Below are 24,723 nucleotides of genomic sequence, written 5' to 3' on the forward strand. Positions count from 1 at the left end.
GAAAAATGGGGAAAGGAACGATGAAACGGGCCGGTTTCTTCGCCCGGATGTCCCCGGGCAGACACAGCCTTATATAATTTGATCTCACGAACTATACATCGGAACACCAGTATCTTCAGGAGGGAGATCGCGGACCATGGGACTGGGAGACCTCATAAAATCCCGCAAACGTGTCGAGACCGGAACACAGCCCGGATCACCGGCCGATGGGGGTGCTGCGGCCGGGAGTGGAACCGGGCAGCAGGCCGCTGCGGCAGGCGGGGATGCCGCTTCTGCCGGATCAACGGGGAAGAAGCCCGGCCTCTCGATCCGCCGGCTCCTCTCGCTCGAAAAGGGCAGTGACAAAGAGCCGGTCGAGGAGTATGACTTCGAGCGGGACGGGACACTCGTAGTGGCGAGCGTGCCGGAGACCTACGAGGCAGTGGACCAGTACTGGGTTGAGCAGGGCTGCTCGCTGGTCGTCATCGGCCACAACAAGAGGACGAACCAGGACGAGTACCTCCTCTTCGAACCAACGCTCTCCGATTTCGAATACGAACTGCTCGAGCGCCTTCACGAAGATCTCCGTGACGTGCTGATCCTCACGTCGGATGAGATCCGGAGAGACAGAAAACACCTCCTCCTTGAGAAAATGAACGTACTGGTCGGGGACTACGGTCTCGTTTTGGAACCACACACCCGGTTCAAGATCCAATACTTCCTGATCCGGAATTATATCGGGTGGTCGCGCCTCGATCCGCTGATGAAAGACCCGCAGCTGGAGGATATCTCCTGCGATGGTCACCGGATCCCTATCTTCCTCTACCACCGCAGGTACCGGAACATCAGGACCAACATCACCTTCGAGCCGGACATCCTCAACTCCCTTGCCATCACGCTTGCGCAGCGCTCCGGCAAGCATATCTCCACCGGCGCACCGATGATTGATGCCACCCTTCCTGACGGGTCCCGTCTCCAGCTGACGTTCGGGACGGAAGTGACCACCCGGGGCACATCCTTCACGATCCGCAAGTTCCGGGAAGAGCCGTTCTCCCCCATCGAGCTGCTGGAGAACAAAACGTTCAACCCCGAGTCGCTTGTCTACTTCTGGCTTGCCATCGAGAACAACAAGAGCCTTCTCTTCATCGGGGGGACGGCATCCGGGAAGACAACCTCCTTGAACGCGGTCTCGCTTTTCATCCCCCCCGTTGCAAAGGTGGTCAGCATTGAGGACACCCGCGAGATCACGCTCTACCATGACAACTGGATCGCAAGCGTCACCCGCGAGGCCCTCACCGAAGGTGGGAATGCCATCAGCATGTTCGACCTGCTGCGGGCTGCGATGCGGCAGCGGCCGGAGTTCATCCTTGTCGGGGAAGTCCGCGGCCACGAGGCCCAGACGCTTTTCCAGGCCATGAATACCGGCCACACGACCTTTTCGACCATGCACGGCGGCAGTGTTGATGCCGCCATCCACCGGCTGGAGAGCGAACCCTTAAACGTGCCCCGGAATATGATGCAGGCCTTAAACATCGTCAGCGTCCAGGGGCTCATCTACCATGGCACCGAACGGGTCCGCCGGGCGCAGGAGATCGTCGAGATTGCGGGGATAGATCCTTCTAGCGGCAACCTCCGCGTCAACAACGTCTTCGTCTACGATCCTGTCCACGACGTCATCAACTATACCGGCAGGTCGCAGATATACATGGATATTGCCGAAAGGCGTGGCTGGACCCGCGAGCAGCTGGAGAACGAGATCAGCCTCCGTAAATCGATCCTTGCGGCCATGATGAAACAGGGCATCCGGGATTACATCTCTGTTGCCTCGCTCTTCCATGCCTATCATATCAATAAAACCAGGGTCCTGGAGAATATCGACGACCTCCGCAAGGTAATCTGATAATGCTTCGGAACTACATCTCCCAGTGGATTAAGCGCGATCCAGTCCGGTTCACGAGTCTCCATGCCGACATGATCTCCGCCCGGATTGGGATGACAACGGAACAGTACGTCTGGCGTGCGGTCCAGGTCTCCCTCCTTGCCGGGATCGCCTTTGCCGCGCTCGGCTTTGTTGCCAGCCTCTCCTTCACCCTGCCCTCCCTGGAAGGCCGGATCGGCATCACCAATGTCTTCGGGCTGCAGCTGCCGGCCTTCTTCAGTGGCCAGGTGCCTGCGTTTGTCATCGCCGTCGCCGTTCTCGTCTTTTCGTTTGCAATCGGCATGTATCTCGGGTACGCCCTCCTGATGAGGTTACCCGGCATCGAGAAGACGAACCGGGCGATCAAGATCAACCTGACCCTCCACAACGCGGTTGCGTATATGTACGCCATGCGAAAAGGTGGGGCCCAGCTGATGCCCATCTTCCAATCCATCTCGGAGCGTGCGGATATCTACGGCGAGGTTGCCCTGGAGTTCCGCCAGATCGTCCGGGACGCGGACTTCTTCGGGTACGATGTCGTCACGGCGATCCGGCACCTTTCCGAGACAACGCCATCGGAGAAACTCAAGCTATTCTTGGAGGATCTCCTCTCCATCATCGATGGCGGCGGGGACATGGGAGAGTTCCTCTCCATGAGGGTTCGGATGTACCAGGAAGAAGCACGTTTCGAGCAGAAACAATTCCTGAACGTCCTCTCGCTCGTTGCCGAAGGCTACGTCACGCTCTTTGTTGCCGGCCCGCTCTTTCTCATCATCATCATGGTCGTGATGGGGATGACCGGCGGCACCGCCGTCCTCCAGCTCTCGCTTGTCACGTACGCGATCCTGCCCATCGGGTCACTGATATTCATCGTCCTCATCGACCTGATCTCCATCAAGGCCGAGAAGACGGAACGGTACACCACCATCAAGTGGCTGCATGCCTACCCGGACATCACCATCGTCAAAAAGGAGGACGAGGCACACCAGTTCGAGCAGCTGAAAAAGTACGACCGCATACGGACCATTGCCGATCATATCCGCCACCCCCTTGAGAGCTTCATCACCAATGTCGACCACACGCTGTACATCACCGTTCCGATAGCGATCCTGTACATCACCTCGGTGTTCCTCCGGGTTCCCCTGTACCGGGACGTCGATGTCTATCTCGGTGTTGTCGATGATCATATTGTCCTTGCCCTGCTCATCATCCTCATCCCGTATGCCATCTTTTACGAGATCTGGTCGCGGAAAGTCCTCGGCATCCAGTCCCTTGTCCCCGATTTCCTCGAGCGGCTTTCCGGCATCAACCAGGTCGGCCTCACTATCGCCCAAGCCATCGCGATCATGGTGAATACTAACCTCGGGCTGCTCAGCTACGAGATCCGGCGGATTAAACGGGACATGGACTGGGGGGCAAATTTCACCGAGGCGCTGGTACGCTTCGAGCAGCGGGTCAGCACGCCGGCAATCGCCCGGACTGTTACGCTGATCACCAAGGCAAGCGAGATGAGCGGCCAGATCAGCGAGGTGCTCTCGATCGCATCGAGCGATGCGAAGATGAGTGAAGCCCTGAAAAAAGAGCGGCTCACGGAGATGTTCATCTATACGGCAATCGTGTACCTGTCGTTCTTTGTCTTTCTCTTTGTCGTTGCGGTCCTAACCATGCAGTTTCTTCCCATCCTTGCCGATATCGATACCCAGGGGCTCTCCACTGCGGGATCCATCTCAAGCTTCGGGTCTATCCCTCTTGCAACGTTTGCCCGTATCCTGTACCATGCGTGCCTCATGCAGGCGCTCTTTTCCGGCCTGATCGCCGGACAGATGGGGGAGTCGTCCGTTGCCGCGGGAGTCAAGCATTCCTGCGTGCTCCTGATCATCGCGCTCGTGACCTTCAACTTCGTCCTCATCTGATGCGGATTTTATCCCTGGCTTTTGCTGACAGTGCCATTCAGGTCAAACCCGGCTCGTTCGAGATGGTGTGATGAATCGAATCGTCCTGATCTGATGTATCCACTTTTTTTGTTTATCCTTTTCCGGATGCAAGTCAGGTATTGTCTTACGATCGATTCCCAACCATGAGAAATAATGCAGTTTTTTACCATGAACCGGGCCGAAGTAAAATAGAAAAAAGTGACCGTGTTATCCTTTGGTTGTCGCGGTCTGGTTATCAATGATGTTGATGACCTTCGGGGCAACAGAGGATGCTGTCACAGCTGTGGAGCCGGGAACCGTGCAGACCGCACCCAGAATGTTTCCACCACCGGGGCCGATGACTGAAATCTTCATCTGGTTGGGCCTGATGAATGCGACATGGTACGTTTCGTATCCGGTACCGATATTCCATTCCCGGTAATCCGGATCGATGAAATCGTTCGGGTTCACGGCTAGGGTGGACACTCCGATGTACGATGAGTATTCGTACACGGAACATGAAGTGACAGCATTGTAGTCCAGCTGATCGCTGAACGCAGGCTGGATCCAGCCATCTGACCCGAGAGTTGTATACATCCCGAGATCGCTTCCGAGAAGCGCGTTGTTATACGCCGGCAGGCCATTCGGGCCGTTGTAAACATCAATAACACGCTCAAGCCAGTAATTGCCGGGCGGTGTTGTTTGCTTGAACGTGGCGGAGATGGTGTGGTCTGCAGTAACTGGAGGGAATGTGTATGGGTTTTGTGTAACCGCTGAATTATCAACAAGGATCTGGTCAATAATATAGCCCGAGTCCGGTGTGATCGTAAATGATGGTGTAGTTTCAACCGGAGTGGAAACAGAGCCTGCAGGAGAGATAGATCCTCCCGGACCAGCACTCGAAGTAATCGTGTAGGTATATCTTGGTCGTACATAGGTGTTCATTGCCCCATCCCAGCTGCCGAAAGTGATATACTTATGCGGGTCGTTCTGCCATGTTGTATATACTTCGATATTTTGTGCGGAAAGCCAGCTGTCATAACCATAGCCGACAACTGCATAACTGTGTCCCCAGAACGATAAGGTAGAGGGGTTTATTGAAAATACAGATAATTCAAATGGTCTGTTGGCATCGATTTCGCTTTGTATCATCGGCCAACTAAGAAGTGTATTGACCGCACTCGACGAGATGTAGGAGGGATACCCGTTATCAAGAGTGACACGGTTTATACCATAGGCAATCATCCACGGCCATGTCCATCCCTCTTGTCCGAGGAAGGGGCCGGTCCCCATCGCAGTAGCTAATGCTTGGTTTAATGGATCTCCATTAGGTAGACGTGTGGTAGTATTAATCCCATTATCATCAGGTAACCGTGTCAGACCGAGATTACGCCAGTACCCTAGAACCATTGCAGCAGATGTTGGGGAACACCCATGTTCCCAATAAAATATGGAACATCGGATATGGTTTTCTGGTAGTTATACGATGCAGATGCGGAAGCAGATTTACTTGTTGCAGCTGACGCGGCAGCAGTAGCCTTATCAAGACTATTCCATGCAGCAAGTGCATCCTGTTTCCGGTAATTCAGGTTCTGGGTGATATTCTGTTCATCCAGCCCGATATTTACAAGGTTTGCAGATGATATACTCTGGGATGCCGATTTTACTGTACTATCATGAGATACGACTTGATTTTCATTCAGGTCAACGAGAATGGTATCTTGTGTGCCCGGGACGTTGTTTTTTAATACCCCGGTTTTCTGGACCGGATACTGCATGAGATAGAAACTTCCCCCCAGATAGACTGGTTTTCCTTCGCCAAGCGTTGCCTGCCGGGATACTGCCGTAGCAGCGGCAAGTGATTTTGCGGCATTTTGTGTTGGGATTTCACTGTTCGGAGTTTTTCCTTTCGAGAATTCAAGAACCGGGTAATTTTCCCGCGTGGCAGAAATTATTATATAACCATCATATTGTCCGTTTGCCAGGACATCGAAGGAATATGCAGAATATTTCCCGGCCAGGTCGTAATACGTAGTCTCTTTTTCCACAGACGCTCCTTTCCAGTCAGCGAATTCCGGATTCGACGATGAGATTGTATTTACGAATTGTGTTGCAACGGATGTCGCCTGATCAATACTGACAAAATTTGGATCGGAACTGCCCTTTGCGGATACCGCAGCATCCGGTGCAGCGTTCGCAAACGGTACGATAACCATCGATGCCAGCAGGAATGCCAGCAGGGCGATGGCCGGTTTTATCTGTTTCATGTTGTTTTACCTCCATCTTTTTTCCTGGAGGCATGATCCAAATCTTCATACCTGCAGAAGATACTTGTATCATGCCACTACGGCAGGAGGGGTTTCATCATCTGTTCTCAGGCAGGTGAACACCCTCCTTCCCGGTTGTACTGATTTGATTTTTTTTCTTATTTTATCAGATTTCTAATAATAATCGATCTGTGGCTTAACTATACATATTTTATTATTTTGTTACGTATAAGTCGAGTGGAACAATGCAATATGACAGAATCTAAAATATTTTATATATCCCTCTATTGAGATATCTCTCTCGTAAGAAATGCTGTAATAAAACAAGGATTGTCTCAAGACATAGTTCGGGATCGATCGGGCCTTCAGTGTGCCGACCGGTCCGATCGTGTTCATAGACTTGTATGAAAAATAACAAAAAATTTATGACGAGATCAAATATACTATGATTCATAATGATGGTGGATTGAATGAGATATAACGGATGGATCCTGATACTGTTGATTATCGTGACTCTTTCCTGCACTATTCAGATTGTATCAGCTGAACCACCAATTCCCGAAGGCAGGCCCGGATATCTTCTCCCTTTCCATTCTCCTTATGCCAATCAATCATTTGAAAAGATCTGTGAAAACGGAAATTGCTTATCTGTTACTGATGTCTATCCAACCAACTGGTCTTTCCGTTCACCACCGTTCTTTCTCAATATGTCAAAATACCATGCTTTCATGAATATTTCATCTGATAGTGGAGATAAGTATATATCTGAAATATGGTATTTTAATGACTGGGATGAATTCAGTCATGGGAGAGAACAGATTCTTCAGTACCTGAACCGGTCCGGTACGGTTTCCAACATCACCCTTGATTTTAATGAAACATATGCCAGTACTAACAATTCTTTTATCGAAGGATTCAAAATCCGACAGATAGATGTAATTCAATACAACAGTAATTCCACTTCAGGATATTTCATCATCTTTGGTTCGTATTATTTTCCGGGTCCGAATTATTATATTGCCTACTATGGAGTTGTTGGATCATCCGACATTGGGGAGCAATCCTCCCGGCTGAAAAGGATAATGATCATTGTGCCACAGTTTATGAATAGCAGCCGTTCAAATGTTGTGAATCCCGAAGTGCCACTGGCATCACTGCCCGATGCTCCGATTCCGCTCCCTGTTCTGGTAACGCTTGTTGAGCTGGTCACCTCTATAGCGGTAATTGCTGCGATGATAGCCATCTTCGTTAGCAGGTTACTGAAGAAACGCTAGTCACAAAGCAGTGGTTGCATAATATTCTCTATTAAGCTGGCTTGGGGTTATCGTTTTGAAAAAAATCACCCCTGTTTTGACGGTTCTGTTGCGTTATCGGGACTTGCACTTCGTCCTCATTGGAAACAGGCTATTATTTAAACGTCCCGTAAAGGCAACAGGTTCATTGTGTATTATTATAAAATATACCGTGCGATACAGGTGGGATGAATGCGCTATAACAGATCGATCCTGATAGTTCTGATTATCCTGGCACTTTCCAGTTGTATCCAGGGAGCCTTTGCCGGGGCTCCGCCATATTATGATCGACCTACCTTTTTTATCCCACGCGATTTCACGCCGTATGTCAACCAGTCCGAGGAAAACTGTACCGTTACCGATGCATATCCCCCCATTCAGACACAACCTTCGGTTCTTACAATTCCCCCGGATATGTCCGACAGCGCCCCTGATATATCCGACAGTCCGCCACCATTCTTTCCTGATCTGTCCCAAGATTATGCATTAAGGAATATGTCCTGTAACAAGACCAATGACAGGTTTATAGCTATCATGTGGTATTTCAACAAATGGGAGACTTTCAAGGAACAGCGGGAACGCCTCTTTACATATTTATCCCAACATGGTTCGATGTCGAATGTAACCCTGACTTTTGCGGAAGCACGGTCTGTATTGGACAACACGACATCAGGAAAACTCACGATCCGGCATATCAACGTAATTAAATACGACAGCATGAATACTTCGGGATACTTTGCAATATTCAATTCCGGTTACTTTCCCGGGCCAAACTATTTTATTGCTTATTATGGGATCATCGGATCCTCAGATGTAGATGATTATCTCCCCAATCTGGAGTCGTTCCTCGCCACCGGCTATTCTGACGATCAATTTAATCCTGTAGTGCCAATGGCCACACCAACGATTCCCGTCCCGACAGTAATTCCCTTCGGGGCCGTTGCAATCGTTGTAATGATCAGAAAAATCCGCGGGAACCATTGAATCTCGTTTTTTCACCGGATTACATGAAAAAAATATGCATTTATTCTGATGGTGTGATATAATGGTTTATCAAACGATAATCCAATCAAAAAACGAAATCAAATATACAATGATTCATAATGACGGTGGGATAAATGCGTTATAACAGATCGATCCTGATACTCCTGATTATCCTGGCACTTTCCTGTTGTATCCAGGGAGCCCTTGTCGAGGCCGGGGCCCCGCCTTATCCCCGCATGAGTTCTTCAACATAGGATTGATACAGAATTTCTAAAAACCCCCCCGGACCTTGATTTAACCACTTCAAGTAATATTGACAACTACACTCCATTTTTCGTTATGATTCACGGAGACCGACTGATACCAGATAGAACCACCAATAAAATTTATCAGATGGAAAAAAGGATCAGAATTACCCCCTCAAAGCCAGACTTTTCTCTCGTTAATACATTGTATCCAATCGGAAATGGGTCCCTGATCGTCCCAAAATATAATTTTACCTGGGAGAGCCCACGGATAAGAGATATTCAAAACACGAATATCCATTATATTCCCCGGAAAATTCCAGAAAAAACGGCGATATTTGCCCGATATAATGCATCTGATAAAACACGTGTATCCGTCTCCTTCTCACTTCAGGGACGAAACACCTGGAAGCAGGGGTATGATGACTGGGTAGGAAATACTTATTCAGAATTTTTCTCAGGATATTACACCGGGCCGCAAAGCGGATGGAGATCTATTCACGGGGAGATGCAATTGCTGGATGGAATATATCCGAATCCCGCACATCCCGAGTGGCAGAAAACCCTGAACCGGACCGGGAATAATTAGAAACCACTTGAAATGAGAGCGCTTGTGAAAACCCCGAACCCAAAAATTTTCCAAGCCGTTAATACTGGTAATCCTCGTTCTGCTTTTGCAACTCATTACGGCCAGATGTATTACTGATCTGGATCCACGGATGTTTTTTCCAATTACGGTTATGGTATCAAAATTCAAGCGAATAATTCAATACGGGAATTGCTGGGTGGGGATTTTCAGATAGTTTTAATTTCTCGCGGTGAGGATGACCTATTGAGGTGAACGAACGTGTGTACTGTTGGTGGCGGCCCCACCGGTGACCTGAATTTCGACGAGAGGGTAAAGGGGAAGAACTACCGTTGCAATGACTGTGGCGAAAAGTTCGAGAGCGTCAGCAAGAAACCCATCTGTTCCAGCTGCCAGTCTGATAATGTGACGGCAATCTGATACTATGATCGTGCCGCTCAAGGATGAGTTCCTGCTCATCTCCGGCACCCGTTCTTTTCTCCTGGCTGCCAAAGCAAACGCCCTCTTTGCTATCCGTATCGAGACTCCTGATAAAGAATACAGCCAGACCATCGAGCCTTCGGATATCATCGTAGTCTCGGCTCCGGAAGGAGGAGCATTGGAGCCGGCCTTCATGCTCACCGAATTCGTCAGGACGTACCGTATGCCCCTGATCGTCCTGCCAAAGGACCACCCGGGCTCGAAACGGTTCTCGTACCTGGTGTGTGTCGGGCCGCTCATCACCACCAATTGCTCTATCCGGCGGGGAACCCATCCGGAGCAGCACCTGGTCTGCTCCAGCGACGAGCTTGCAGGGATCACTCTCAAGGCCCATTCCGAGGGTGTTGAGATCGTGGACCTCCCGGAAGGTGCCACGCACCGGTATGTCAATTTCCGGGTATTAACCGGTTAACTTCCCCCGGTTGACAATGCCGGTGTGGGGTTGTTCCCCGATTTCCGGGTAGCAGGCAAAATAAAAATCCCCAGCGAGTGTTTGCGGTAAAAAGACAATAAAACGCTATTTTCGTCTTCTCCAGTAAAATAGCAATACATATATGGCTTTTTTTACCTATTATTGTACTTGCCGTGAGAGGAGGGTTGGATGAAAACTGAGGTCCTGAACGACATCAAGAAAGCTGAAAATGACCACTTGTCCACGATCAGCAAGGCCCAGGAAGAGAAGAAACAGCGACATTCCCAGGCCGAACTTGAGGCGGACAATCTGGTAACCAAAGCGCAGAGCAATGCAGAACAGTACAAAAAGCTGAAACTGGAAGAAGCACGGCACCAGGCGGCACTTAAGCACGCTGAAATCATCAAAAGCGGTAATCAGCGCGCAGCGGCACTGAAAGCAAAAGGGGAACAGAACCTCTCAAAGGCAGTGCAGCTGCTGGTTTTGCGGTTTAAGGAGCAGCTGCATGTTAAAGCCTAAGCAGATGAGCCGGCTCTTCATCGCCGCGTCACGGGACCAGATGACTCCCGTTGTCGCGGAGCTCTACCGCCACCACCTGTTCCATATCGAGGAATATGTCGAAGGCGGCAAAGCAGGCTATGAGGGCTTTAAGATTGGTACGCCACTTCCCGGGGCAAGCGAAGTATCCGTTGATCTGCTGAAGATCCGGGCAATCGAGAACGCCGTCTCCATCAATGCAGACGACATGGATCCGGCACAGTCCGGCACAAGGGCCGAACTGAAGGCACGGATCGAACGGGAGCTGCCGGTTCTTGCAAACGAAGTCGAGGAGCTGACGCAGAAACGCGGAAAATTCGAGAACAGGGTCAAGGAGTTCGAGCAGAAGATCGCCGAGATCACCCCGTTTGCAGACATCGCGGCCGATCTTTCCGTGTACCGCGGGTACCGGGATTTTACCGTCTACGCCGGCTACGTTGCAAAGGAAGTGTCCCTCTCCGTTCCGAATGAGATGCAGTTTGTCAAGGGGAAGGAGAAGAACTTCGTTGTTATCGTTGCCCCGTCAGCACAGAAGGGCGAAACCGAGCGGGCCCTGCAGGAAGCAGCATTCCAGTCAGTCCAGATCCCTGATGAGACCGGTTTCCCGAAGGAACGGATCAGCTATTACCTGGAGCAGGTTGCAGCCCTGAACAAGGAGATTGCCGGACTTTCGGCAAAACTCGATGCGGTCCGGCAGCAGCATGCCGGGTTCATGGTGGCCTGCGAGGAGTATCTCAGGGCAGAGGCCGAGCAGTCCGAGGCCCCGCTCCGGTTTGCGACAACAAAGCAGACCTTTGTTGCAGAAGGCTGGGTACCCTCGGAGAAGGTCGGGGAGATCAGCGCGGCACTCGTGAAAGCGACCGGCGGCAGGATCCTTGTCGAGGTATTGCCCACGGATCCCGAGCACGACAATGTGCCCGTTGAGTACAACAATCCGGATTTTGCCAAGCCGGCGCAGATGCTCATGGATATCTATTCCCGGCCCAAGTATACCGAAGTGGACCCGACACTCATGCTTGCCATCGTGTTCCCGATCTTCTTTGGTCTTATCCTCGGGGATGTCGGGTACGGCCTGATTCTCCTGGTGATGTGGTTCTTCCTGCGGAAGATGATGAAGGGCGAAGACGGCCAGATGTTCATGACCGTGCTCCGGAATGCGTGTATCTCCAGCATCATCTTCGGTGTGCTCTTCAATGAGTTCCTGGGTTTTGAGCTCACGCAACTCGTTGAATGGGCGTCCGGTGTTGGCGGATTCCCGAACCTGATCCACGGGTACGCCGGGCTGATGCCCAGCAGGCACCTCCTGATCGGGTCAACGGAACCGGGGGCCCACGGGCCGGCAATCCCGATACTGATGATGATGGCCATCTGGATTGGTATCCTGCACATCACGCTGGGCCGTGTGCTCGGCATGTATAACCATGCAAAACAGGACCACGGGGAACACCGCATGAAGGCGGTCATGGCCAACTTCGGCTGGCTCGCTGTCATGTGGGGTATCCTTGTCGCAATCTGGTCCAATGTTGTAATGCCGCTTATGCCCGATCTCACCGGGCTGCCGGCCGTTGCAATGGGGTTCAATATCGGCACATTCGCCGGGGCGGCGCTCATCCTTGCCGGTGTTCTTTTCATCGCGCGGGAGTCCGTCCTTGAAGTGATCGAGTTACCCACGATCATCTCTCATGTTCTTTCCTATGCCCGTCTCGTCGCGGTCGGCCTCTCATCGGTCGCGATCGCGATGGTGACCAACTATATGTCCATCGGGATGTTCATCAATCCCGGTATGAAAGAGCTCTCCCTTGTCGGTATCGTCATGATCCTTGTTGGGCTGGTCATATTCCTGCTCGGTCATGCGCTCAATACCGCACTGGGTATCCTGGGGGGAGGTCTCCACTCAATTCGTTTGCACTATGTCGAATTCTTCACCAAGTTCTACAAGGGTGGAGGCATGAAGTACGTCCCGTTCGGGATGAAACGCAGATTTACGGAGGAATAAATTATGGCAGTTGAAGCAGTTGTAGCAACAGCAGACATCGAATCGATTAAGGCAGCACAGATCGGAATGAAGGCAGTCGGCGCTGGTCTCGCCGTTGGGCTCACCGGTGTCGGTACCGGTGTCGCCGAGATGGGCATCGGTGCCGCAGCAGTCGGCGCCATTGCAGAGAACAAGGACTTCTTCGGTCTGGGCCTTCTCTTCACCGTTATCCCTGAAACAATCGTCATCTTCGGTCTCGTCGTCGGTCTCCTTCTGCTCTTCTAAGGGAGAGAACAATGGGACTGGAAGCAGTAGTCGAAGAGATCAGGGAAAAAGGCAGGTCCGAGGCAGAGAAGATACGGCTGGAGTCAAAACAGGACGTTGACGCGATCCTCGCTGCGGCCAACAAGAAGGCCGGCGAGATCAAGCTTGCTGCCGAAGAAGAGTCCGCAAAACAGGCCGCTCACATTCTGAGCCAGGAGGTCTCCGCAGCGAACCTCCTTGTCAAGCGCGAGCTCTTAAACACGCAGAAAGCACTCCTGGACCAGGCGTACGAGGCCGTGCTGAAGGATATCGCTGCCCTCCCTGAGAGCTTCCATCGCGAAGCAATCAAGAAACTCCTCGCCGAGGCAAAGAAGGAGATCCCGAAAGGGAAGGTCTCCTGCAATGCCCGGGATGTAGCCGCAGCAAAGGCGGTCATAGCCGAGAACCCGGAATTTTCCGGGTTTAAACTCGGCGAGCCCGTCAACATCGACGGCGGCATCCTGGTCGAAGGCGAAGGGGCGGAGTTGCAGATTGATTACAGCTACCGCACGTTTTTATCGGGCGTGTGGGAATCCGGGTTAAAGGATGCGTCGGATATCCTGTTCGGGTAAGGAGGCACACGTATGGGTGTGAATATTTCAGCACCGTACATCTATGTGTGCACCAGGATGCGGGTGCGGAAAGCCAAGCTCCTCCCGCGTGAGGAGTACATGCGGATGCTCAACATGAGCGTTGCCGAGATCACCCGCGTCATCGAAGAAACCGAATACAAACAGGAGATCGACGAGCTTGGGACGGCGTTCAAAGGCATCGACCTAGTGGAAGTCGCCTTAAGCTGGAACCTCGCAAAAGAATACCAGAAGATCCAGGAGATTGCACCGGGCACGCTCAAGGGCTTCACCCATGCCTATCTCCGGCGGTGGGACATCCAGAATGTCTTAACCATCCTCCGGGGCAAGGTGCAGGGTGAGAAACCCGGCAAGATCAAGGAGATATTAATCCCCGCCGGCAGCTTGGACAAGGTTGTGCTGGACCGGCTCCTTTCCGAAGAAAGCAACGAACGGATCATCGAACTGTTGAAAGGCCACCGGATGTTCCCGGTGCTTGCACGGGAGTTCCCGGCAGCAAAAGAGTCCGGTTCGTTCTCCCATATGGAAAACGAGCTGTACAAGCAGTTCTACGGGGAGATCCTTGCCGATGCAAAGTCCGGGATCAAGGGCGCATCAGCGTTCCTGTCCTACATCCAGCTGGAGATCGATATCAAGAATGCCAAGACCCTCTTCCGGCTCCGTGTGGATGCACAGACCGATGAGGATGTCCGGGACATGTTTGTCACTGGCGGCACGCTCTCGGTGACGGACTTCACCAGCCTGGATTCCATCCGCGACACGAACGAGTTCATCGACCAGCTCAAGGTGAATTTCCGGAACGAATCGCTCCATGCACTGCTGGACGAGCTGAAGGGCCAGAAAGGCAGCATCTCCGACATCGAGGTCCGACTGACCCGAGTCCAGCTTGAGCAGATGGAGAAGATGAGCAAGCGGAATCCGTTCTCGATCCACCCGATTCTCGTATATCTCGAGAAGAAGAAGTACGAGGTCTTCAACCTGCGGGCACTTGCCCGGGGCAAGGAATCGAGACTGCCGTCCGAGAAGATCGCGGAATACCTGGTGATGTAAATGGAGATTGCAGTAATCGGCAACAGCGAGTTCATCCTCGGGTTCCGCCTTGCGGGCATCCGTAAGACCTATGCAGCGGAAAACGATGAGAAGCTCAATGAGCACATCACCACGGTGCTGCAGGACAGCGAGGTCGGTATCCTTGTCCTTAACTCAGGCGACATGGACAAGATCCCGCGGAGGCTCCGCGCAACGCTTGAGAATTCCGTGAAGCCGACCGTGATTGCGATTGGCGGTGAAGAGGAAGGCGGGCTCTCCATGCGGGAGAGAATCAAGAGATCGGTGGGTGTTGATCTGTGGAAGTAAAAGGAAAACAAGCAAACGGAAAACAAGGGGTCCTCAAAAGGATCGCCGGCCCTGTCGTTACGGCAGTCAACCTTGACGCCCACATGTACGATGTGGTGAAGGTCGGCAAAGAAGAGCTGATGGGAGAAGTCATCAAGATCCAGGGCGAGCACATTATCATCCAGGTATACGAGGATACATCCGGTATCCGCCCGGGTGAGCCGGTATCGAACACCGGGCTCTCGCTTGCCGTGGAACTCGGGCCGGGCCTGCTGACCAGTATCTATGATGGTATCCAGCGCCCGCTCTCGGTGCTCGTCGACAAGATGGGCAACTTCATCGAGCGCGGTGTGTCCGCGCCCGGGCTCTCCCACACGAAGAAATGGACCTTCAAGCCGCTCGTAAAGGCCGGCGACAAGGTCGAACCGGGTACGATCCTCGGCGAGGTTCAGGAAACGAACATCGTCCACAAGATCATGCTCCCGCCCAACGCAAAGGCCGGCACGGTCAAGACGATCAAGAGCGGGGACTTCACCGTTGATGAGACCATCTGTGTCCTCGATGACGGCCGCGAGTTCCCGATGATCCAGCGCTGGCCGGTCCGTGTCCCGCGCCCCGTGAAGGAGAAGCTGAACCCGACGATCCCGTTGATCACCGGTCAGCGCATCCTTGACGGTCTCTTCCCGATCGCAAAGGGTGGCACCGCTGCAATTCCCGGCCCGTTCGGGAGCGGCAAGACGGTTACCCAGCAGCAGCTGGCAAAGTGGTCGGATGCCGAGATCGTGGTCTACATCGGCTGCGGAGAACGCGGCAACGAGATGACGGAAGTTCTTACGGAATTCCCGCACCTCGAGGACCCGAAGAGCGGAAAGCCCCTCATGGAGCGGACGGTGCTCATTGCAAACACCTCCAACATGCCGGTGGCAGCCCGTGAAGCATCGGTGTACACCGGTATCACCATCGCGGAATATTTCCGTGACATGGGGTACGATGTATCCCTGATGGCAGACTCGACCTCCCGCTGGGCAGAAGCCATGCGTGAGATCTCCAGCCGTCTCGAAGAGATGCCCGGTGAAGAAGGGTACCCTGCATACCTTGCAGCCCGTCTCTCGGAGTTTTACGAGCGCGCCGGTCTTGTTGAGACCCTCAATGGCGCCGGCGGGTCCGTCTCGGTTATCGGTGCGGTTTCCCCCCCCGGCGGAGACTTCTCGGAGCCGGTCACCCAGAACACCCTGCGTATCGTCAAGGTCTTCTGGGCACTGGACGCCAAGCTCTCCCAGCGCCGGCACTTCCCGGCCATCAACTGGCTGAACTCGTACTCTCTCTACCTGGAAGCTCTCCAGGACTATTACGACAAGGAAGTTTCCCCCGACTGGAACAAGATCCGGTCCTGGGCAATGGAAGTCCTCCAGAAGGAAGCAGAACTCCAGGAGATCGTGCAGCTCGTCGGTTCCGACGCCCTGCCCGAGGCTGAGCAGGTCACTATCGAAGTGGCCCGCATGATCCGTGAGATCTTCCTCCAGCAGAACGCGTATGACTCGGTCGACACGTTCTGTGACATGACCAAGCAGTACGACATGATGAAGGCGATCAAGATGTTCGCCGACCTTGCCTATGCCGCCCAGCTTGCCGGCGTTTCCCCGGCCCAGATCATCGGTGTCAAGAGCAAGGGCGAACTGCCCCAGATCAAGTTCATCAAGGACTACAAGCCCGAACTCGCGAAGATCGAGAAGCAGATGGACGCTGAGTTCAACACCCTGAGGTCGGCAGCATGAAGGAATACAGGACTATCAACAAGATTGCCGGCCCCCTGGTTTTCGTAGAGAAGACTGAGCCGGTTGCTTACCAGGAACTCGTGAACGTCGTCCTCTTCGACGGGACGATCAAGCGTGGCCAGGTGCTGGACACAAGCGACGAGCTCGTGGTTGTCCAGATCTTCGAGACCACCACCGGTATCGGCAGGGACAGCGGTATCCGGTTCACCGGCGAGACCATCAAGATGCCCGTGGGCAAAGATATGCTTGGCCGTATCCTGTCCGGTGGCGGTAAGCCTATCGACGGCGGCCCGGAGATTGTCCCGGAGAAGCGCCTCGACATCACCGGTGCGGCCATCAACCCGTACGCCCGCGGCATGCCGGCAGATTTCATCCAGACCGGTATCTCCACGATCGACGGGACCAACACCCTTGTCCGTGGCCAGAAGCTCCCGATCTTCTCGGGCGCAGGTCTCCCGCACAACAATGTTGCGCTGCAGATCGCCCGGCAGGCAAAGGTGCCCGGCTCGACCGAGAGTTTCGCCGTAGTCTTCGCTGCCATGGGTATCACCAAGGAAGAAGCGAACTACTTCATGCAGGACTTCGAGCGCACCGGTGCCCTCGAGCGTGCCGTCGTCTTCCTCAACCTTGCGGATGACCCGGCCGTCGAGCGTATCATCACCCCGCGTCTCGCCCTGACCACCGCAGAATACCTTGCCTTCGAGCTCGGTATGCACGTGCTGGTCATCCTGACCGATATGACCAACTACTGTGAAGCGCTCCGCCAGATCGGTGCAGCCCGTGAAGAAGTGCCCGGCCGTCGTGGCTACCCGGGTTATATGTACACGGATCTCGCCTGCATCTACGAGCGTGCCGGCATGATCAAGGGCCAGAAGGGTTCCGTTACCCAGATCCCGATCCTGACCATGCCCGGTGACGATATCACCCACCCGATCCCAGACCTGACCGGTTACATCACCGAAGGCCAGATCGTGGTCAACCGTGAACTGCACCGCAAGGGCATTTATCCGCCCATCAACGTGCTGCCCTCGCTTTCCCGTCTGATGAACCTCGGTATCGGGAAAGGTCACACCCGTGAGGACCACAAGAAGGTCTCCGACCAGATGTACGCCGGCTATGCAGAAGGCAATGACCTCCGCGGCCTGGTGGCCATCGTCGGTAAGGACGCGCTTTCCGAGCGCGACCGCCTGCTCCTTGAGTTTGCGGACCTGTTCGAGAACCGTTTTGTCCGCCAGGGGTATGACGAGGACCGCACCATCGAGGACACCCTCAACCTCGGCTGGGAGCTCCTCTCGTCGCTGCCGGTTGAACAGCTCACCCGTATCGACCGTGACCTCATCAACAAGTACCACCCCAAACTCAAGGCCGGTGCAAAGAAGGAGTAACCAGCCATGGCGCTGCGCGATGTCAAGCCAACCCGCTCGGAACTGATCAACCTGAAGAGGAAGATCCAGCTCTCCGAGCGCGGCTACAAGATCCTTAAGATGAAGCGCGACGGGCTGATCCTTGAATTTTTCAAGGTACTCGCAGATGCAAAGGACTGCAAGGGGGATCTCCTCAAGAAGCACGCCCGCGCTGTCGAGATGATGGCGCTCGCAAACACCGTTGAGGGGGCCATCGGAGTGAAGTCGGCGGCATTCTCCGTCAAGGAAGTGCCGCAGATTGCCCTGAAGAGCAAGAATATCATGGGTGTTGTCGTGCCGCAGATCGAGTCCTCGAAAGTCAGGAAAACGCTCGCGGACCGCGGTTATGGTGTGCTCGGGACATCGACGGTCATTGATGAGACCGCATCGGCATTCGAGGAGCTCGTGGAAGCGATCATCATCAGTGCAGAAATTGAAACCACCATGAAACGCCTGCTCGACGAGATCGAGAAGACCAAGCGTCGGGTCAACGCGCTCGAGTTCAAGGTCATCCCGGAACTCACCGCTGCCCGGGATTTCATCAAGATGCGCCTTGACGAGATGGAAAGAGAAGAGCTCTTCCGGATGAAGAAGATCAAGGCCCGCAGTACTTCATAACAGAAAAAGGGATTAATCGATGCCGATTGGAACTATCAGGGACTTGGGAGCTGAGGGGAAAACAGTCCTCCTCCGGCTCGACCTCAACTCCCCCATCGACCCCTCATCCAACATTATTTTAGACGACAAGCGGTTCCGGGAGCACCTCCCGACCATCCATGCCCTGGACAAGAGCAAAGTCGTCATCATCACCCACCAGAGCAGGCCCGGCAAGAAGGACTTCACCACGCTCGAGGCCCATGCCGAAAAGCTGGAACAACTTCTCGGGAAACCCGTGACCTACGTGGACAGTATCTTCGGCAGGCACGCCCGCGAAGCCGTGCATAAGATGAAACCGGGCGAGGTCGTTATGCTGGAGAACGTCAGGTTCAATGCCGAGGAGAACCTGACGCTGAAACCCGAAGAGGCAAAGAAGACCCATCTCATCAAAAGACTCTCCACGTTGGGGGATGTCTTTGTTAACGATGCGTTCGGCACTGCCCACCGGTCCCAGCCGACCGTTGTCGGTCTCCCCATGACCATGCGGTCAGCCGGGGGCCTCCTCATGGAGAAGGAGGTCTTCACGCTCTCGAAAGTCTTCTCGGGTGCGCCACGACCGGTCTGCATGGTGCTTGGCGGCACCAAGGTGGACGACTCAATCGACGTTGCAAGAAACGTGCTCGACAAGGGAATCGCGGACACGGTGATTGTTATCGGCGTCGTGGCAAACGTCTTTTTGATCGCGGCAGGGTACGATATCGGCAGACCCTCCACCCAGCTGATTGCCCAGCTCAAGTACCAGCCCGAGATCGAGAAGGCAAAGGAGATTCTTGGAAAATACAAGGACCGGGTTATCATGCCCCAGACGGTTGCTGTCCGCGAGAACAACCACCGGAAGGAATATCCTATCACGAAGATCCCCCCCGAAGACTGCCCGGTCCTCGATATCGGCATGGATGCAATCCACGACATGGTCGGGGTCTTAAAAAAGTCCGGCACCGTAGTCTTCAACGGCCCGGCCGGCCTCTTCGAGGAATCGGATTTTGCCACCGGCACTTACGAGATGATCAAGGCCGCCTCAAAGGTCGACTTCTCTGTTGTCGGCGGGGGGCATACCGCTGCGGTCATCGAGAAGATGGGTCTTGACGGCGACTTCACCCACATATCGACCGGCGGTGGCGCATGTATCGAGTTTTTGACCGGAAAAGTCCTGCCCGCGGTCGACGCCCTCGAGCAGTCAAAAAAGATATTCGGGTAATCTCACTCTTTTTTCATTACGTCGAGCATCATTCCGGTAAGGAAGCTGTTCGGCCGTTTCCGGGATACAATGGCGGGCCTCTCGTACGCGGGCTTTGAGATGGTAACAATCTCGTCGGAAGTCCCCACCTGCATGACCGGTTTTTCCAGATGCCTGCTCCGGCTCCGCATGGTTGAGAGAACGGCAAACGAGAATCCAAGTGCCGTGAACATGAAGAGACAGACCGCAAAGATCGCGGTGATACCGAGGATCAGGCCGAAGCGGGTCTCCTGCAGGAGCGCCCAGATGCCGACAATGAATACGATCCAGAAGATGAGGACCGCGATCTTCGTGGACTCGATGGGGCTTGCAAGGCTGCGTTCACGTTTCTCCTCGTCGTCGGTCGGGAAACGGTCAATCATCTTTCCGAGCGCAAGGAGTGCAATGCTGCAGCCGATGGCAAACACCCCGACAATCGGGAGAAGCAACAGGAGAATCTCGTTCATCATGGTCACCTCACGATAATTCCCCTTTAACTGCCGCGCTATAAAAAGTATTCCATATGAATTATTTAGGAAATACGAGTGCCGGTTTCTGTAGTACTTATGAATTATCGCGGGCGTTTAACAGCCTATTTATAGTATTTTACCCTATTTTTTAGGGAATGGCTGTAAAAGTACAGGCGAGCCGCGGGGAACGTGTTGCGATCTCCTATAAAATGCCCCCCAATATCTACGAGAAAGTCAATAAACTCGTGTACGAGGAAAAGAAGTTCTCTACGGTCTCGGACTGTATCACGCAAGCTTTATTATCCTTCGTCGATAATCACCACGATATGGGACAGTTCAGGGAACTGTTCAAGGATTATATGTCATCAGAGGAAGGAAGGGAGCTCATGAAAACGATGATGAAAGAAGTGCTCCTCGATGTGTTGTCCCACCAGAAGATGGAAACAAAGGATGCCAAGGGTAATCCATAGGTAACGTACTTCCCCGTCTCTTTTCTCCTCCCTGTAGCCTGCGTTATTGATTATTGAACTGGAAGGATCGCTTGTATCATGCACATCCGAGTTATCTCCGTCGGCAGGATCAAGGAACGGTTCCTGCAGGACGGCATCCTTGAATATGAGAAGCGCCTGCGCCCCTATGCGAAGATCCAGATCATCGAGGTTCCCGAAGAGAAACGCCCGGTGTCTGCAACCCCGCCAATTGAACGGGCTGCGATGGCAAAGGAAGGGGAACGAATCTTTGCAGCCATCCCCGAGGGCTCGTATGTTGTTGCGCTTGACGTCAACGGGGAGGACTGGTCAAGCACGGCCCTTGCCGAAGCCCTCTCGCGCTGGGAACTTGCCGGCAACAACCAGATCGCATTCATCATCGGCGGAGACCTCGGGCTTGCCCCGGCAGTTCTCTCAAGGAGCAACCTCCGGCTCTCCCTCTCGCACATGACGTTTACCCATCCGATAGCCCGCCTTCTTCTCATCGAGCAGATCTACCGGGCGTTCCGGATCCTCCGGGGCGAACCCTACCATAAGTAACGAATTACGGGATCGTCTTTTTTCAGAAAATCCGATACATTTTTCTTATTCAAGATCTGATTTCGAGACAGGAAGGAAGTTCCGTGGTCATCGAGGTACTGTCCTACAAGGCAAGCAGCCTCAATCCGCTGTTCAAATGCCTTATCATCATCCTGTACATCATCGGGACATGGTTCTTTTATCTTGCCTGGAGGAAATACGGGGGCAACCTGAAGATCATCGCCGGGGCATTGATGTGCGGCGGTATCGCTGCCTGCATCGGGGCTGGTGCCCGGTTTTTGGGGGACTACCTCATCCAGTTCAAGTGGATGGAGAGCACCGGCGCCATCATCTTTGCACTCGTCAGTCTTTTTGTGGCCGTTCTCGTGTACAGGAAATTCTCCGAGATTGCCGAAGCGTTCGGGCTGAAAGGGGGAGGAGAATAGATGGCCGACCTTCTCGATTACAACACGAGCCCGCTTGTGCTTATCCTGAAAGGTGCAGCCCCGCTCATCTTCCTTGTGGCGCTGGTGCTGTACGTTGCCATCCGTCGCTTTTTCACCGGGAAGATCCGTCTTTTCCTCGATACTCTTATCCTGTTTGCGTTCTTCACTTTTGTCGCCGGCTGGCTCCGTATATATGCCGACGGCACCGAGTTCGGGTTCACAAATGAGTATTCCCTGCGGTGGTTGCAGTCCATCGGGTACATCGTATCGGCCGGCTGCTTTATTTATGCGGGATATCGGCTGCTGCACCTGTCCGGGGAGGAGAAGCCATGACGGAATATTCGGACCGTATCATGCTAATTCTCGAACCGAAAATCGGCCATGCACTGGCCCAGTCCGCACTCCGTATCAAGTGCAAGAAGCTCGGGATCGCGCCGGAACATATCACATCAGAAACGCTTCCCGTGCTGGCAGACGATCTCTATGAGCCGCTCCGGATCTTTGCCGGCGATGAATTTGCCCGGGGACTAGTCACCCAGATAAAGGCCCTTTGAGTAAGGGAATCCCGCCCTGGTAGTTCGTGTTCCCCGTTTTACCCTTTTTTTCCGACCGGGTACCGATACACACCTCGAGGTATGCTCATCTCGAAGACGGCACCCTTCCCCGGTGTGCCGGTCTCCCTGATTGTAATCCCGGTGATCCCCAGGATCTCCCGGACAAGGAAAAGTCCAAGGCCGGTGTTTTTGCCATACCCGCGTTCGAACACCCGCTCTTTCTCGTCATCGGGAATACCCACGCCATCGTCTTCCCAGAGGATCTTCAGTCCCCCCTCGCCCTCGCGGCAGGTGACCTGGAGATTCCGGACATGCCCTCCATGCCGCAAGGAGTTGTCAAAGAGGTTGAAGAAGACCTTCTGGAGCATCGGGTCCGCAAACACCTCCACATCACCGCAGGTGGTCTGGAATTGCACCCCTTCCGGCACCATCCTCCTTGGCAGGACGGAATCGATCTTCTGCCAGCGTGAGTCCGTGCTCCCCAGATCCTGGTACACCCGGCTGAACTCGATTTGGGTCTGGATAGCGCGTGTTGTGGTCCCGATCTTCAGGAGGAAGGAGTCAATCTCCTTCGGAGGATTCCTCTTCTGGATAAAAATGATGTTGCTGTCAATGATCGAGATCTTGTTTAAGATATCGTGGCGGGTGATACTGGAGAGGAGGTTCAGTTTCTTGTTGGCCATGCGCAGGGCATCGTCAGCCATCATATGCATCGTGATATCGAACAGGCAGATGATTGTCCCCCGTTCCGGATGAACGGAATAGAGAGGGCCATGACTGAGAAGGACCCGCAGAATTGCGCCGTCCTTTCTCTGCCATCGGGTTTCCACCGGAAGGGCATTCCCGTTCATCGTGTGGTTATTGCCGTCTGCCGGTGGCAGGAGGCAGGTATCGGCATCCGGCCAGAGGGTGTGGATGTCGGTGGTTTCCAGTTCTTCCCGGGTATACCCGGTCAGTGTGCAGAGATGTTCGCTGGCGTGAGTGATGGTTTTCCCTTTGAGAATCCCGACACCGGCCGGGACCGTGCGGATGATGCCTGCAAGCAGGTCATTTTCCACCCTGAATGCCCGATCTTCCGCCTTCCGTTTTCCGATGACCTGGTGGATGGTAGCGGTGAGCCGGGCGAATTGTTCGCCTTTCGCCCCTCCTTTTTTGACATACCCGTCCGCACCATGGCTGAGGGCCTGCATCACGACTTCTTCGCTTCCTCTCCCGGTAAAGATGATGAACGGGGTTGTGTCGCCTTGTTCCCGGAGTGCCTTTACAAGCGGGATCCCGTTTATCTCCGGCACCGGGTAATCGCTGATGATGAGGTCATAGGGTGCAGCGTTGTGCACCTGCATCGCGGTGCCGGCAGAGGTTGCGGTATCAATGGTGAACAGGCCAGTCTCGTTAAGGGAACGCCTGCAGTCCTCAAGCAGGGCCGGATCATCATCTACACCCAGAATGCGCAGCATTACCAGAGGTACGTCTGATGAGGTTTATACAATTACCGATATGGAGAGGTCCTCATAAAAGGGTGCATTTTTTATCGAATAATTATTTATAATAGGGTTACATTATAATATTGTAATGTACCTCCAAGGCCTTCCGGAAAGGATTGCTGCAACGCGGGTACGCTCCGCTCATGGTAAGCGGAGGCTGTTTTTCATCTTCTGAACCGGTTTTCCGGTTGATGAGAGCTGGTATTGTCCTCTGAATATGCTGATGATTGGTGAATAATGTGGATATGAGTCTTGAATGGCAGGGGCAGGAGTATTCTGTCCTGCCCCGCGGGGGAGTGTATGATCTTATTTCTGCAGCGCAGTCCGGCGCGGATAGTGAAACCCGGCAGCGGGCTGTCGCGGCTCTCGGGAAGAGCGGCGATCCGCGTGCAGTCCGGCCCGTGGCCGACCTGTTGTACGATGCAGACCCGGAGATCCGGCTTGCATCTGCGATCGCTCTTGGCCTGCTCAGGAGTGGACGCCCGGTCGATGACCTGGTGGCGCGGCTGCGGGACCGCACTGAACATGCGGCAATCCGGGAACAGGCAGCTGTTGCCCTTACCGCTATCCGGAGCACCGGGGCAGTTTGCGGTCTCCGTGAATTTGCCGCTGACGGAAATGAAGATGACGCCCTCCGCACCCGCACGGAAAACCTGCTCAAAGGGATTGGCGCGAAGGAGATGAGTTCCGGTCCGTGAGGGGGAGATAGTGCTCCCGTTTTCCCGGGGTAATTACCGGTAAGTCTGCCTGCCTGGTCCACGAGGCGTCAGACAGGGGTCTCCGGCAGACCCCCCACTCCCCATGCGGGGGGGATCAGGAACGATTTTCACGAACCGGGTGGGGGGTCAACAGGATACCCCCCCATCACGTTTGAAAGGACGCATTATTCCACAGG

At 53.8% G+C, this 24,723-nt stretch carries 27 protein-coding genes and 1 pseudogene; 23 read left to right on the forward strand and 5 right to left on the reverse strand.

All coding sequences use genetic code 11. From position 1 onward, the window contains the following. The first annotated feature begins 136 nt into the window (after positions 1 to 136). Positions 137 to 1,879, forward strand: coding sequence for a type II/IV secretion system ATPase subunit (locus tag METFOR_RS01510; RefSeq protein WP_015284343.1), 1,743 nt, complete (start codon positions 137 to 139; stop codon positions 1,877 to 1,879). Positions 1,880 to 1,881: 2 nt separating this feature from the next. Continuing rightward, positions 1,882 to 3,810: a type II secretion system F family protein gene (locus tag METFOR_RS01515; RefSeq protein ID WP_015284344.1), complete on the forward strand. Its 1,929-nt coding sequence runs from the start codon at positions 1,882 to 1,884 to the stop codon at positions 3,808 to 3,810. Positions 3,811 to 4,038: 228 nt separating this feature from the next. Here METFOR_RS01515 and METFOR_RS15875 read toward each other — a convergent pair whose 3' ends face one another. The 3 genes and pseudogenes from METFOR_RS15875 to METFOR_RS01525 all read right to left on the reverse strand — a co-directional run bounded on the left by METFOR_RS15875 (position 4,039) and on the right by METFOR_RS01525 (position 5,858). Beyond that, a complete protein-coding gene (locus METFOR_RS15875; protein WP_233504431.1) occupies positions 4,039 to 4,755 on the reverse strand; it encodes an InlB B-repeat-containing protein in 717 nt (238 codons plus the stop codon). A 147-nt stretch (positions 4,756 to 4,902) separates the two neighbouring features. Further along, positions 4,903 to 5,220: pseudogene (locus tag METFOR_RS16170) on the reverse strand (C39 family peptidase); the annotation flags it as partial. Further along, entirely contained in the window at positions 5,211 to 5,858 is a 648-nt protein-coding gene (locus METFOR_RS01525) for a hypothetical protein (protein WP_148277565.1), read from the reverse strand. The gene METFOR_RS01525 and the pseudogene METFOR_RS16170, both read right to left, overlap by 10 nt. Before the next feature lie 689 nt (positions 5,859 to 6,547). On the opposite strand from METFOR_RS01525, the gene METFOR_RS01530 reads away from it, so the two are divergent. The 15 genes from METFOR_RS01530 to METFOR_RS01590 all read left to right on the forward strand — a co-directional run bounded on the left by METFOR_RS01530 (position 6,548) and on the right by METFOR_RS01590 (position 19,849). Continuing rightward, a complete protein-coding gene (locus tag METFOR_RS01530; RefSeq protein ID WP_015284345.1) occupies positions 6,548 to 7,351 on the forward strand; it encodes a hypothetical protein in 804 nt (267 codons plus the stop codon). Positions 7,352 to 7,561: 210 nt separating this feature from the next. Beyond that, positions 7,562 to 8,353: a hypothetical protein gene (locus METFOR_RS01535; RefSeq protein ID WP_015284346.1), complete on the forward strand. Its 792-nt coding sequence runs from the start codon at positions 7,562 to 7,564 to the stop codon at positions 8,351 to 8,353. A 393-nt stretch (positions 8,354 to 8,746) separates the two neighbouring features. After that, on the forward strand, positions 8,747 to 9,187 hold the full coding sequence (locus tag METFOR_RS15210; RefSeq protein ID WP_148277566.1) for a hypothetical protein: 441 nt from the start codon (positions 8,747 to 8,749) through the stop codon (positions 9,185 to 9,187). A gap of 258 nt (positions 9,188 to 9,445) precedes the next feature. Beyond that, on the forward strand, positions 9,446 to 9,604 hold the full coding sequence (locus METFOR_RS15705) for a hypothetical protein (protein WP_015284348.1): 159 nt from the start codon (positions 9,446 to 9,448) through the stop codon (positions 9,602 to 9,604). Positions 9,605 to 9,608: 4 nt separating this feature from the next. Beyond that, positions 9,609 to 10,076 carry a hypothetical protein gene (locus tag METFOR_RS01540; RefSeq protein WP_015284349.1) on the forward strand — a complete coding sequence of 156 codons (468 nt, stop codon included), beginning with the start codon at positions 9,609 to 9,611 and terminating at the stop codon, positions 10,074 to 10,076. Between the two features lie 189 nt (positions 10,077 to 10,265). Then, the gene (locus tag METFOR_RS01545) at positions 10,266 to 10,595 is read left to right on the forward strand and encodes a hypothetical protein (protein ID WP_015284350.1); all 330 of its coding nucleotides are present in this window, start codon (positions 10,266 to 10,268) and stop codon (positions 10,593 to 10,595) included. Further along, entirely contained in the window at positions 10,582 to 12,609 is a 2,028-nt protein-coding gene (locus METFOR_RS01550; protein WP_015284351.1) for a V-type ATP synthase subunit I, read from the forward strand. The genes METFOR_RS01545 and METFOR_RS01550 overlap by 14 nt, the downstream gene beginning before the upstream one ends. A 3-nt stretch (positions 12,610 to 12,612) precedes the next feature. Then, positions 12,613 to 12,873: an ATP synthase subunit C gene (locus METFOR_RS01555; protein WP_015284352.1), complete on the forward strand. Its 261-nt coding sequence runs from the start codon at positions 12,613 to 12,615 to the stop codon at positions 12,871 to 12,873. Between the two features lie 11 nt (positions 12,874 to 12,884). Next, positions 12,885 to 13,463, forward strand: a complete 579-nt coding sequence (locus tag METFOR_RS01560; RefSeq protein ID WP_015284353.1) for a V-type ATP synthase subunit E family protein — start codon at positions 12,885 to 12,887, stop codon at positions 13,461 to 13,463. A gap of 12 nt (positions 13,464 to 13,475) precedes the next feature. Further along, positions 13,476 to 14,531, forward strand: a complete 1,056-nt coding sequence (locus METFOR_RS01565; RefSeq protein WP_015284354.1) for a V-type ATP synthase subunit C — start codon at positions 13,476 to 13,478, stop codon at positions 14,529 to 14,531. Beyond that, the gene (locus tag METFOR_RS01570) at positions 14,532 to 14,837 is read left to right on the forward strand and encodes a V-type ATP synthase subunit F (RefSeq protein WP_015284355.1); all 306 of its coding nucleotides are present in this window, start codon (positions 14,532 to 14,534) and stop codon (positions 14,835 to 14,837) included. Next, positions 14,828 to 16,591, forward strand: a complete 1,764-nt coding sequence (locus tag METFOR_RS01575; protein WP_015284356.1) for an ATP synthase subunit A — start codon at positions 14,828 to 14,830, stop codon at positions 16,589 to 16,591. Before METFOR_RS01570 ends, METFOR_RS01575 begins: the two co-directional genes overlap by 10 nt. Continuing rightward, complete coding sequence (locus METFOR_RS01580) at positions 16,588 to 17,976, forward strand: ATP synthase subunit B (protein WP_015284357.1); 1,389 nt, start codon at positions 16,588 to 16,590, stop codon at positions 17,974 to 17,976. The genes METFOR_RS01575 and METFOR_RS01580 overlap by 4 nt, the downstream gene beginning before the upstream one ends. Before the next feature lie 6 nt (positions 17,977 to 17,982). Further along, positions 17,983 to 18,612 (forward strand): V-type ATP synthase subunit D, encoded by a 630-nt coding sequence (locus METFOR_RS01585; protein WP_015284358.1) that lies wholly within the window; start codon positions 17,983 to 17,985, stop codon positions 18,610 to 18,612. A gap of 19 nt (positions 18,613 to 18,631) precedes the next feature. Next, positions 18,632 to 19,849: a phosphoglycerate kinase gene (locus tag METFOR_RS01590; protein WP_015284359.1), complete on the forward strand. Its 1,218-nt coding sequence runs from the start codon at positions 18,632 to 18,634 to the stop codon at positions 19,847 to 19,849. A 2-nt stretch (positions 19,850 to 19,851) separates the two neighbouring features. Here the strand turns inward: METFOR_RS01590 and METFOR_RS01595 are convergent, their stop codons facing one another. After that, the gene (locus METFOR_RS01595; protein ID WP_015284360.1) at positions 19,852 to 20,337 is read right to left on the reverse strand and encodes a hypothetical protein; all 486 of its coding nucleotides are present in this window, start codon (positions 20,335 to 20,337) and stop codon (positions 19,852 to 19,854) included. A gap of 155 nt (positions 20,338 to 20,492) precedes the next feature. Here METFOR_RS01595 and METFOR_RS01600 point away from each other — a divergent pair, with 155 nt between their 5' ends. The 5 genes from METFOR_RS01600 to METFOR_RS01620 all read left to right on the forward strand — a co-directional run bounded on the left by METFOR_RS01600 (position 20,493) and on the right by METFOR_RS01620 (position 22,344). Continuing rightward, positions 20,493 to 20,807: a hypothetical protein gene (locus METFOR_RS01600; RefSeq protein ID WP_015284361.1), complete on the forward strand. Its 315-nt coding sequence runs from the start codon at positions 20,493 to 20,495 to the stop codon at positions 20,805 to 20,807. Positions 20,808 to 20,885: 78 nt separating this feature from the next. Then, a complete protein-coding gene (gene rlmH / locus METFOR_RS01605) occupies positions 20,886 to 21,365 on the forward strand; it encodes a 23S rRNA (pseudouridine(1915)-N(3))-methyltransferase RlmH (RefSeq protein WP_015284362.1) in 480 nt (159 codons plus the stop codon). An 83-nt stretch (positions 21,366 to 21,448) separates the two neighbouring features. Continuing rightward, positions 21,449 to 21,790: a hypothetical protein gene (locus METFOR_RS01610; protein WP_015284363.1), complete on the forward strand. Its 342-nt coding sequence runs from the start codon at positions 21,449 to 21,451 to the stop codon at positions 21,788 to 21,790. Further along, entirely contained in the window at positions 21,791 to 22,123 is a 333-nt protein-coding gene (locus METFOR_RS01615; RefSeq protein WP_015284364.1) for a hypothetical protein, read from the forward strand. After that, a complete protein-coding gene (locus METFOR_RS01620; protein ID WP_015284365.1) occupies positions 22,120 to 22,344 on the forward strand; it encodes a hypothetical protein in 225 nt (74 codons plus the stop codon). The genes METFOR_RS01615 and METFOR_RS01620 overlap by 4 nt, the downstream gene beginning before the upstream one ends. A gap of 38 nt (positions 22,345 to 22,382) precedes the next feature. Here the strand turns inward: METFOR_RS01620 and METFOR_RS14345 are convergent, their stop codons facing one another. After that, entirely contained in the window at positions 22,383 to 23,801 is a 1,419-nt protein-coding gene (locus tag METFOR_RS14345) for a hybrid sensor histidine kinase/response regulator (protein ID WP_015284366.1), read from the reverse strand. A 272-nt stretch (positions 23,802 to 24,073) separates the two neighbouring features. Between METFOR_RS14345 and METFOR_RS01630 the strand changes: the two genes are divergently transcribed. Next, entirely contained in the window at positions 24,074 to 24,526 is a 453-nt protein-coding gene (locus tag METFOR_RS01630) for a HEAT repeat domain-containing protein (protein WP_015284367.1), read from the forward strand. The last annotated feature ends 197 nt before the right edge of the window (positions 24,527 to 24,723 follow it).

Source organism: Methanoregula formicica SMSP, assembly GCF_000327485.1.
GTDB lineage: Archaea > Halobacteriota > Methanomicrobia > Methanomicrobiales > Methanospirillaceae > Methanoregula > Methanoregula formicica.

What these genes read in the sequence shown, in the direction of transcription:
- METFOR_RS01510 (WP_015284343.1), top strand. Translation starts at nt 137, where the DNA reads ATGGGACTGGGAGACCTCATAAAATCCCGCAAACGTGTCGAGACCGGA.
- METFOR_RS01515 (WP_015284344.1), top strand. Translation starts at nt 1,882, where the DNA reads ATGCTTCGGAACTACATCTCCCAGTGGATTAAGCGCGATCCAGTCCGG.
- METFOR_RS15875 (WP_233504431.1), bottom strand. Translation starts at nt 4,755, where the DNA reads ATGAACACCTATGTACGACCAAGATATACCTACACGATTACTTCGAGT.
- METFOR_RS01530 (WP_015284345.1), top strand. Translation starts at nt 6,548, where the DNA reads ATGAGATATAACGGATGGATCCTGATACTGTTGATTATCGTGACTCTT.
- METFOR_RS01535 (WP_015284346.1), top strand. Translation starts at nt 7,562, where the DNA reads ATGCGCTATAACAGATCGATCCTGATAGTTCTGATTATCCTGGCACTT.
- METFOR_RS15210 (WP_148277566.1), top strand. Translation starts at nt 8,747, where the DNA reads ATGGAAAAAAGGATCAGAATTACCCCCTCAAAGCCAGACTTTTCTCTC.
- METFOR_RS01540 (WP_015284349.1), top strand. Translation starts at nt 9,609, where the DNA reads ATGATCGTGCCGCTCAAGGATGAGTTCCTGCTCATCTCCGGCACCCGT.
- METFOR_RS01545 (WP_015284350.1), top strand. Translation starts at nt 10,266, where the DNA reads ATGAAAACTGAGGTCCTGAACGACATCAAGAAAGCTGAAAATGACCAC.
- METFOR_RS01550 (WP_015284351.1), top strand. Translation starts at nt 10,582, where the DNA reads ATGTTAAAGCCTAAGCAGATGAGCCGGCTCTTCATCGCCGCGTCACGG.
- METFOR_RS01555 (WP_015284352.1), top strand. Translation starts at nt 12,613, where the DNA reads ATGGCAGTTGAAGCAGTTGTAGCAACAGCAGACATCGAATCGATTAAG.
- METFOR_RS01560 (WP_015284353.1), top strand. Translation starts at nt 12,885, where the DNA reads ATGGGACTGGAAGCAGTAGTCGAAGAGATCAGGGAAAAAGGCAGGTCC.
- METFOR_RS01565 (WP_015284354.1), top strand. Translation starts at nt 13,476, where the DNA reads ATGGGTGTGAATATTTCAGCACCGTACATCTATGTGTGCACCAGGATG.
- METFOR_RS01570 (WP_015284355.1), top strand. Translation starts at nt 14,532, where the DNA reads ATGGAGATTGCAGTAATCGGCAACAGCGAGTTCATCCTCGGGTTCCGC.
- METFOR_RS01580 (WP_015284357.1), top strand. Translation starts at nt 16,588, where the DNA reads ATGAAGGAATACAGGACTATCAACAAGATTGCCGGCCCCCTGGTTTTC.
- METFOR_RS01585 (WP_015284358.1), top strand. Translation starts at nt 17,983, where the DNA reads ATGGCGCTGCGCGATGTCAAGCCAACCCGCTCGGAACTGATCAACCTG.
- METFOR_RS01590 (WP_015284359.1), top strand. Translation starts at nt 18,632, where the DNA reads ATGCCGATTGGAACTATCAGGGACTTGGGAGCTGAGGGGAAAACAGTC.
- METFOR_RS01595 (WP_015284360.1), bottom strand. Translation starts at nt 20,337, where the DNA reads ATGATGAACGAGATTCTCCTGTTGCTTCTCCCGATTGTCGGGGTGTTT.
- METFOR_RS01600 (WP_015284361.1), top strand. Translation starts at nt 20,493, where the DNA reads ATGGCTGTAAAAGTACAGGCGAGCCGCGGGGAACGTGTTGCGATCTCC.
- rlmH (WP_015284362.1), top strand. Translation starts at nt 20,886, where the DNA reads ATGCACATCCGAGTTATCTCCGTCGGCAGGATCAAGGAACGGTTCCTG.
- METFOR_RS01615 (WP_015284364.1), top strand. Translation starts at nt 21,791, where the DNA reads ATGGCCGACCTTCTCGATTACAACACGAGCCCGCTTGTGCTTATCCTG.
- METFOR_RS01620 (WP_015284365.1), top strand. Translation starts at nt 22,120, where the DNA reads ATGACGGAATATTCGGACCGTATCATGCTAATTCTCGAACCGAAAATC.
- METFOR_RS14345 (WP_015284366.1), bottom strand. Translation starts at nt 23,801, where the DNA reads ATGCTGCGCATTCTGGGTGTAGATGATGATCCGGCCCTGCTTGAGGAC.
- METFOR_RS01630 (WP_015284367.1), top strand. Translation starts at nt 24,074, where the DNA reads ATGAGTCTTGAATGGCAGGGGCAGGAGTATTCTGTCCTGCCCCGCGGG.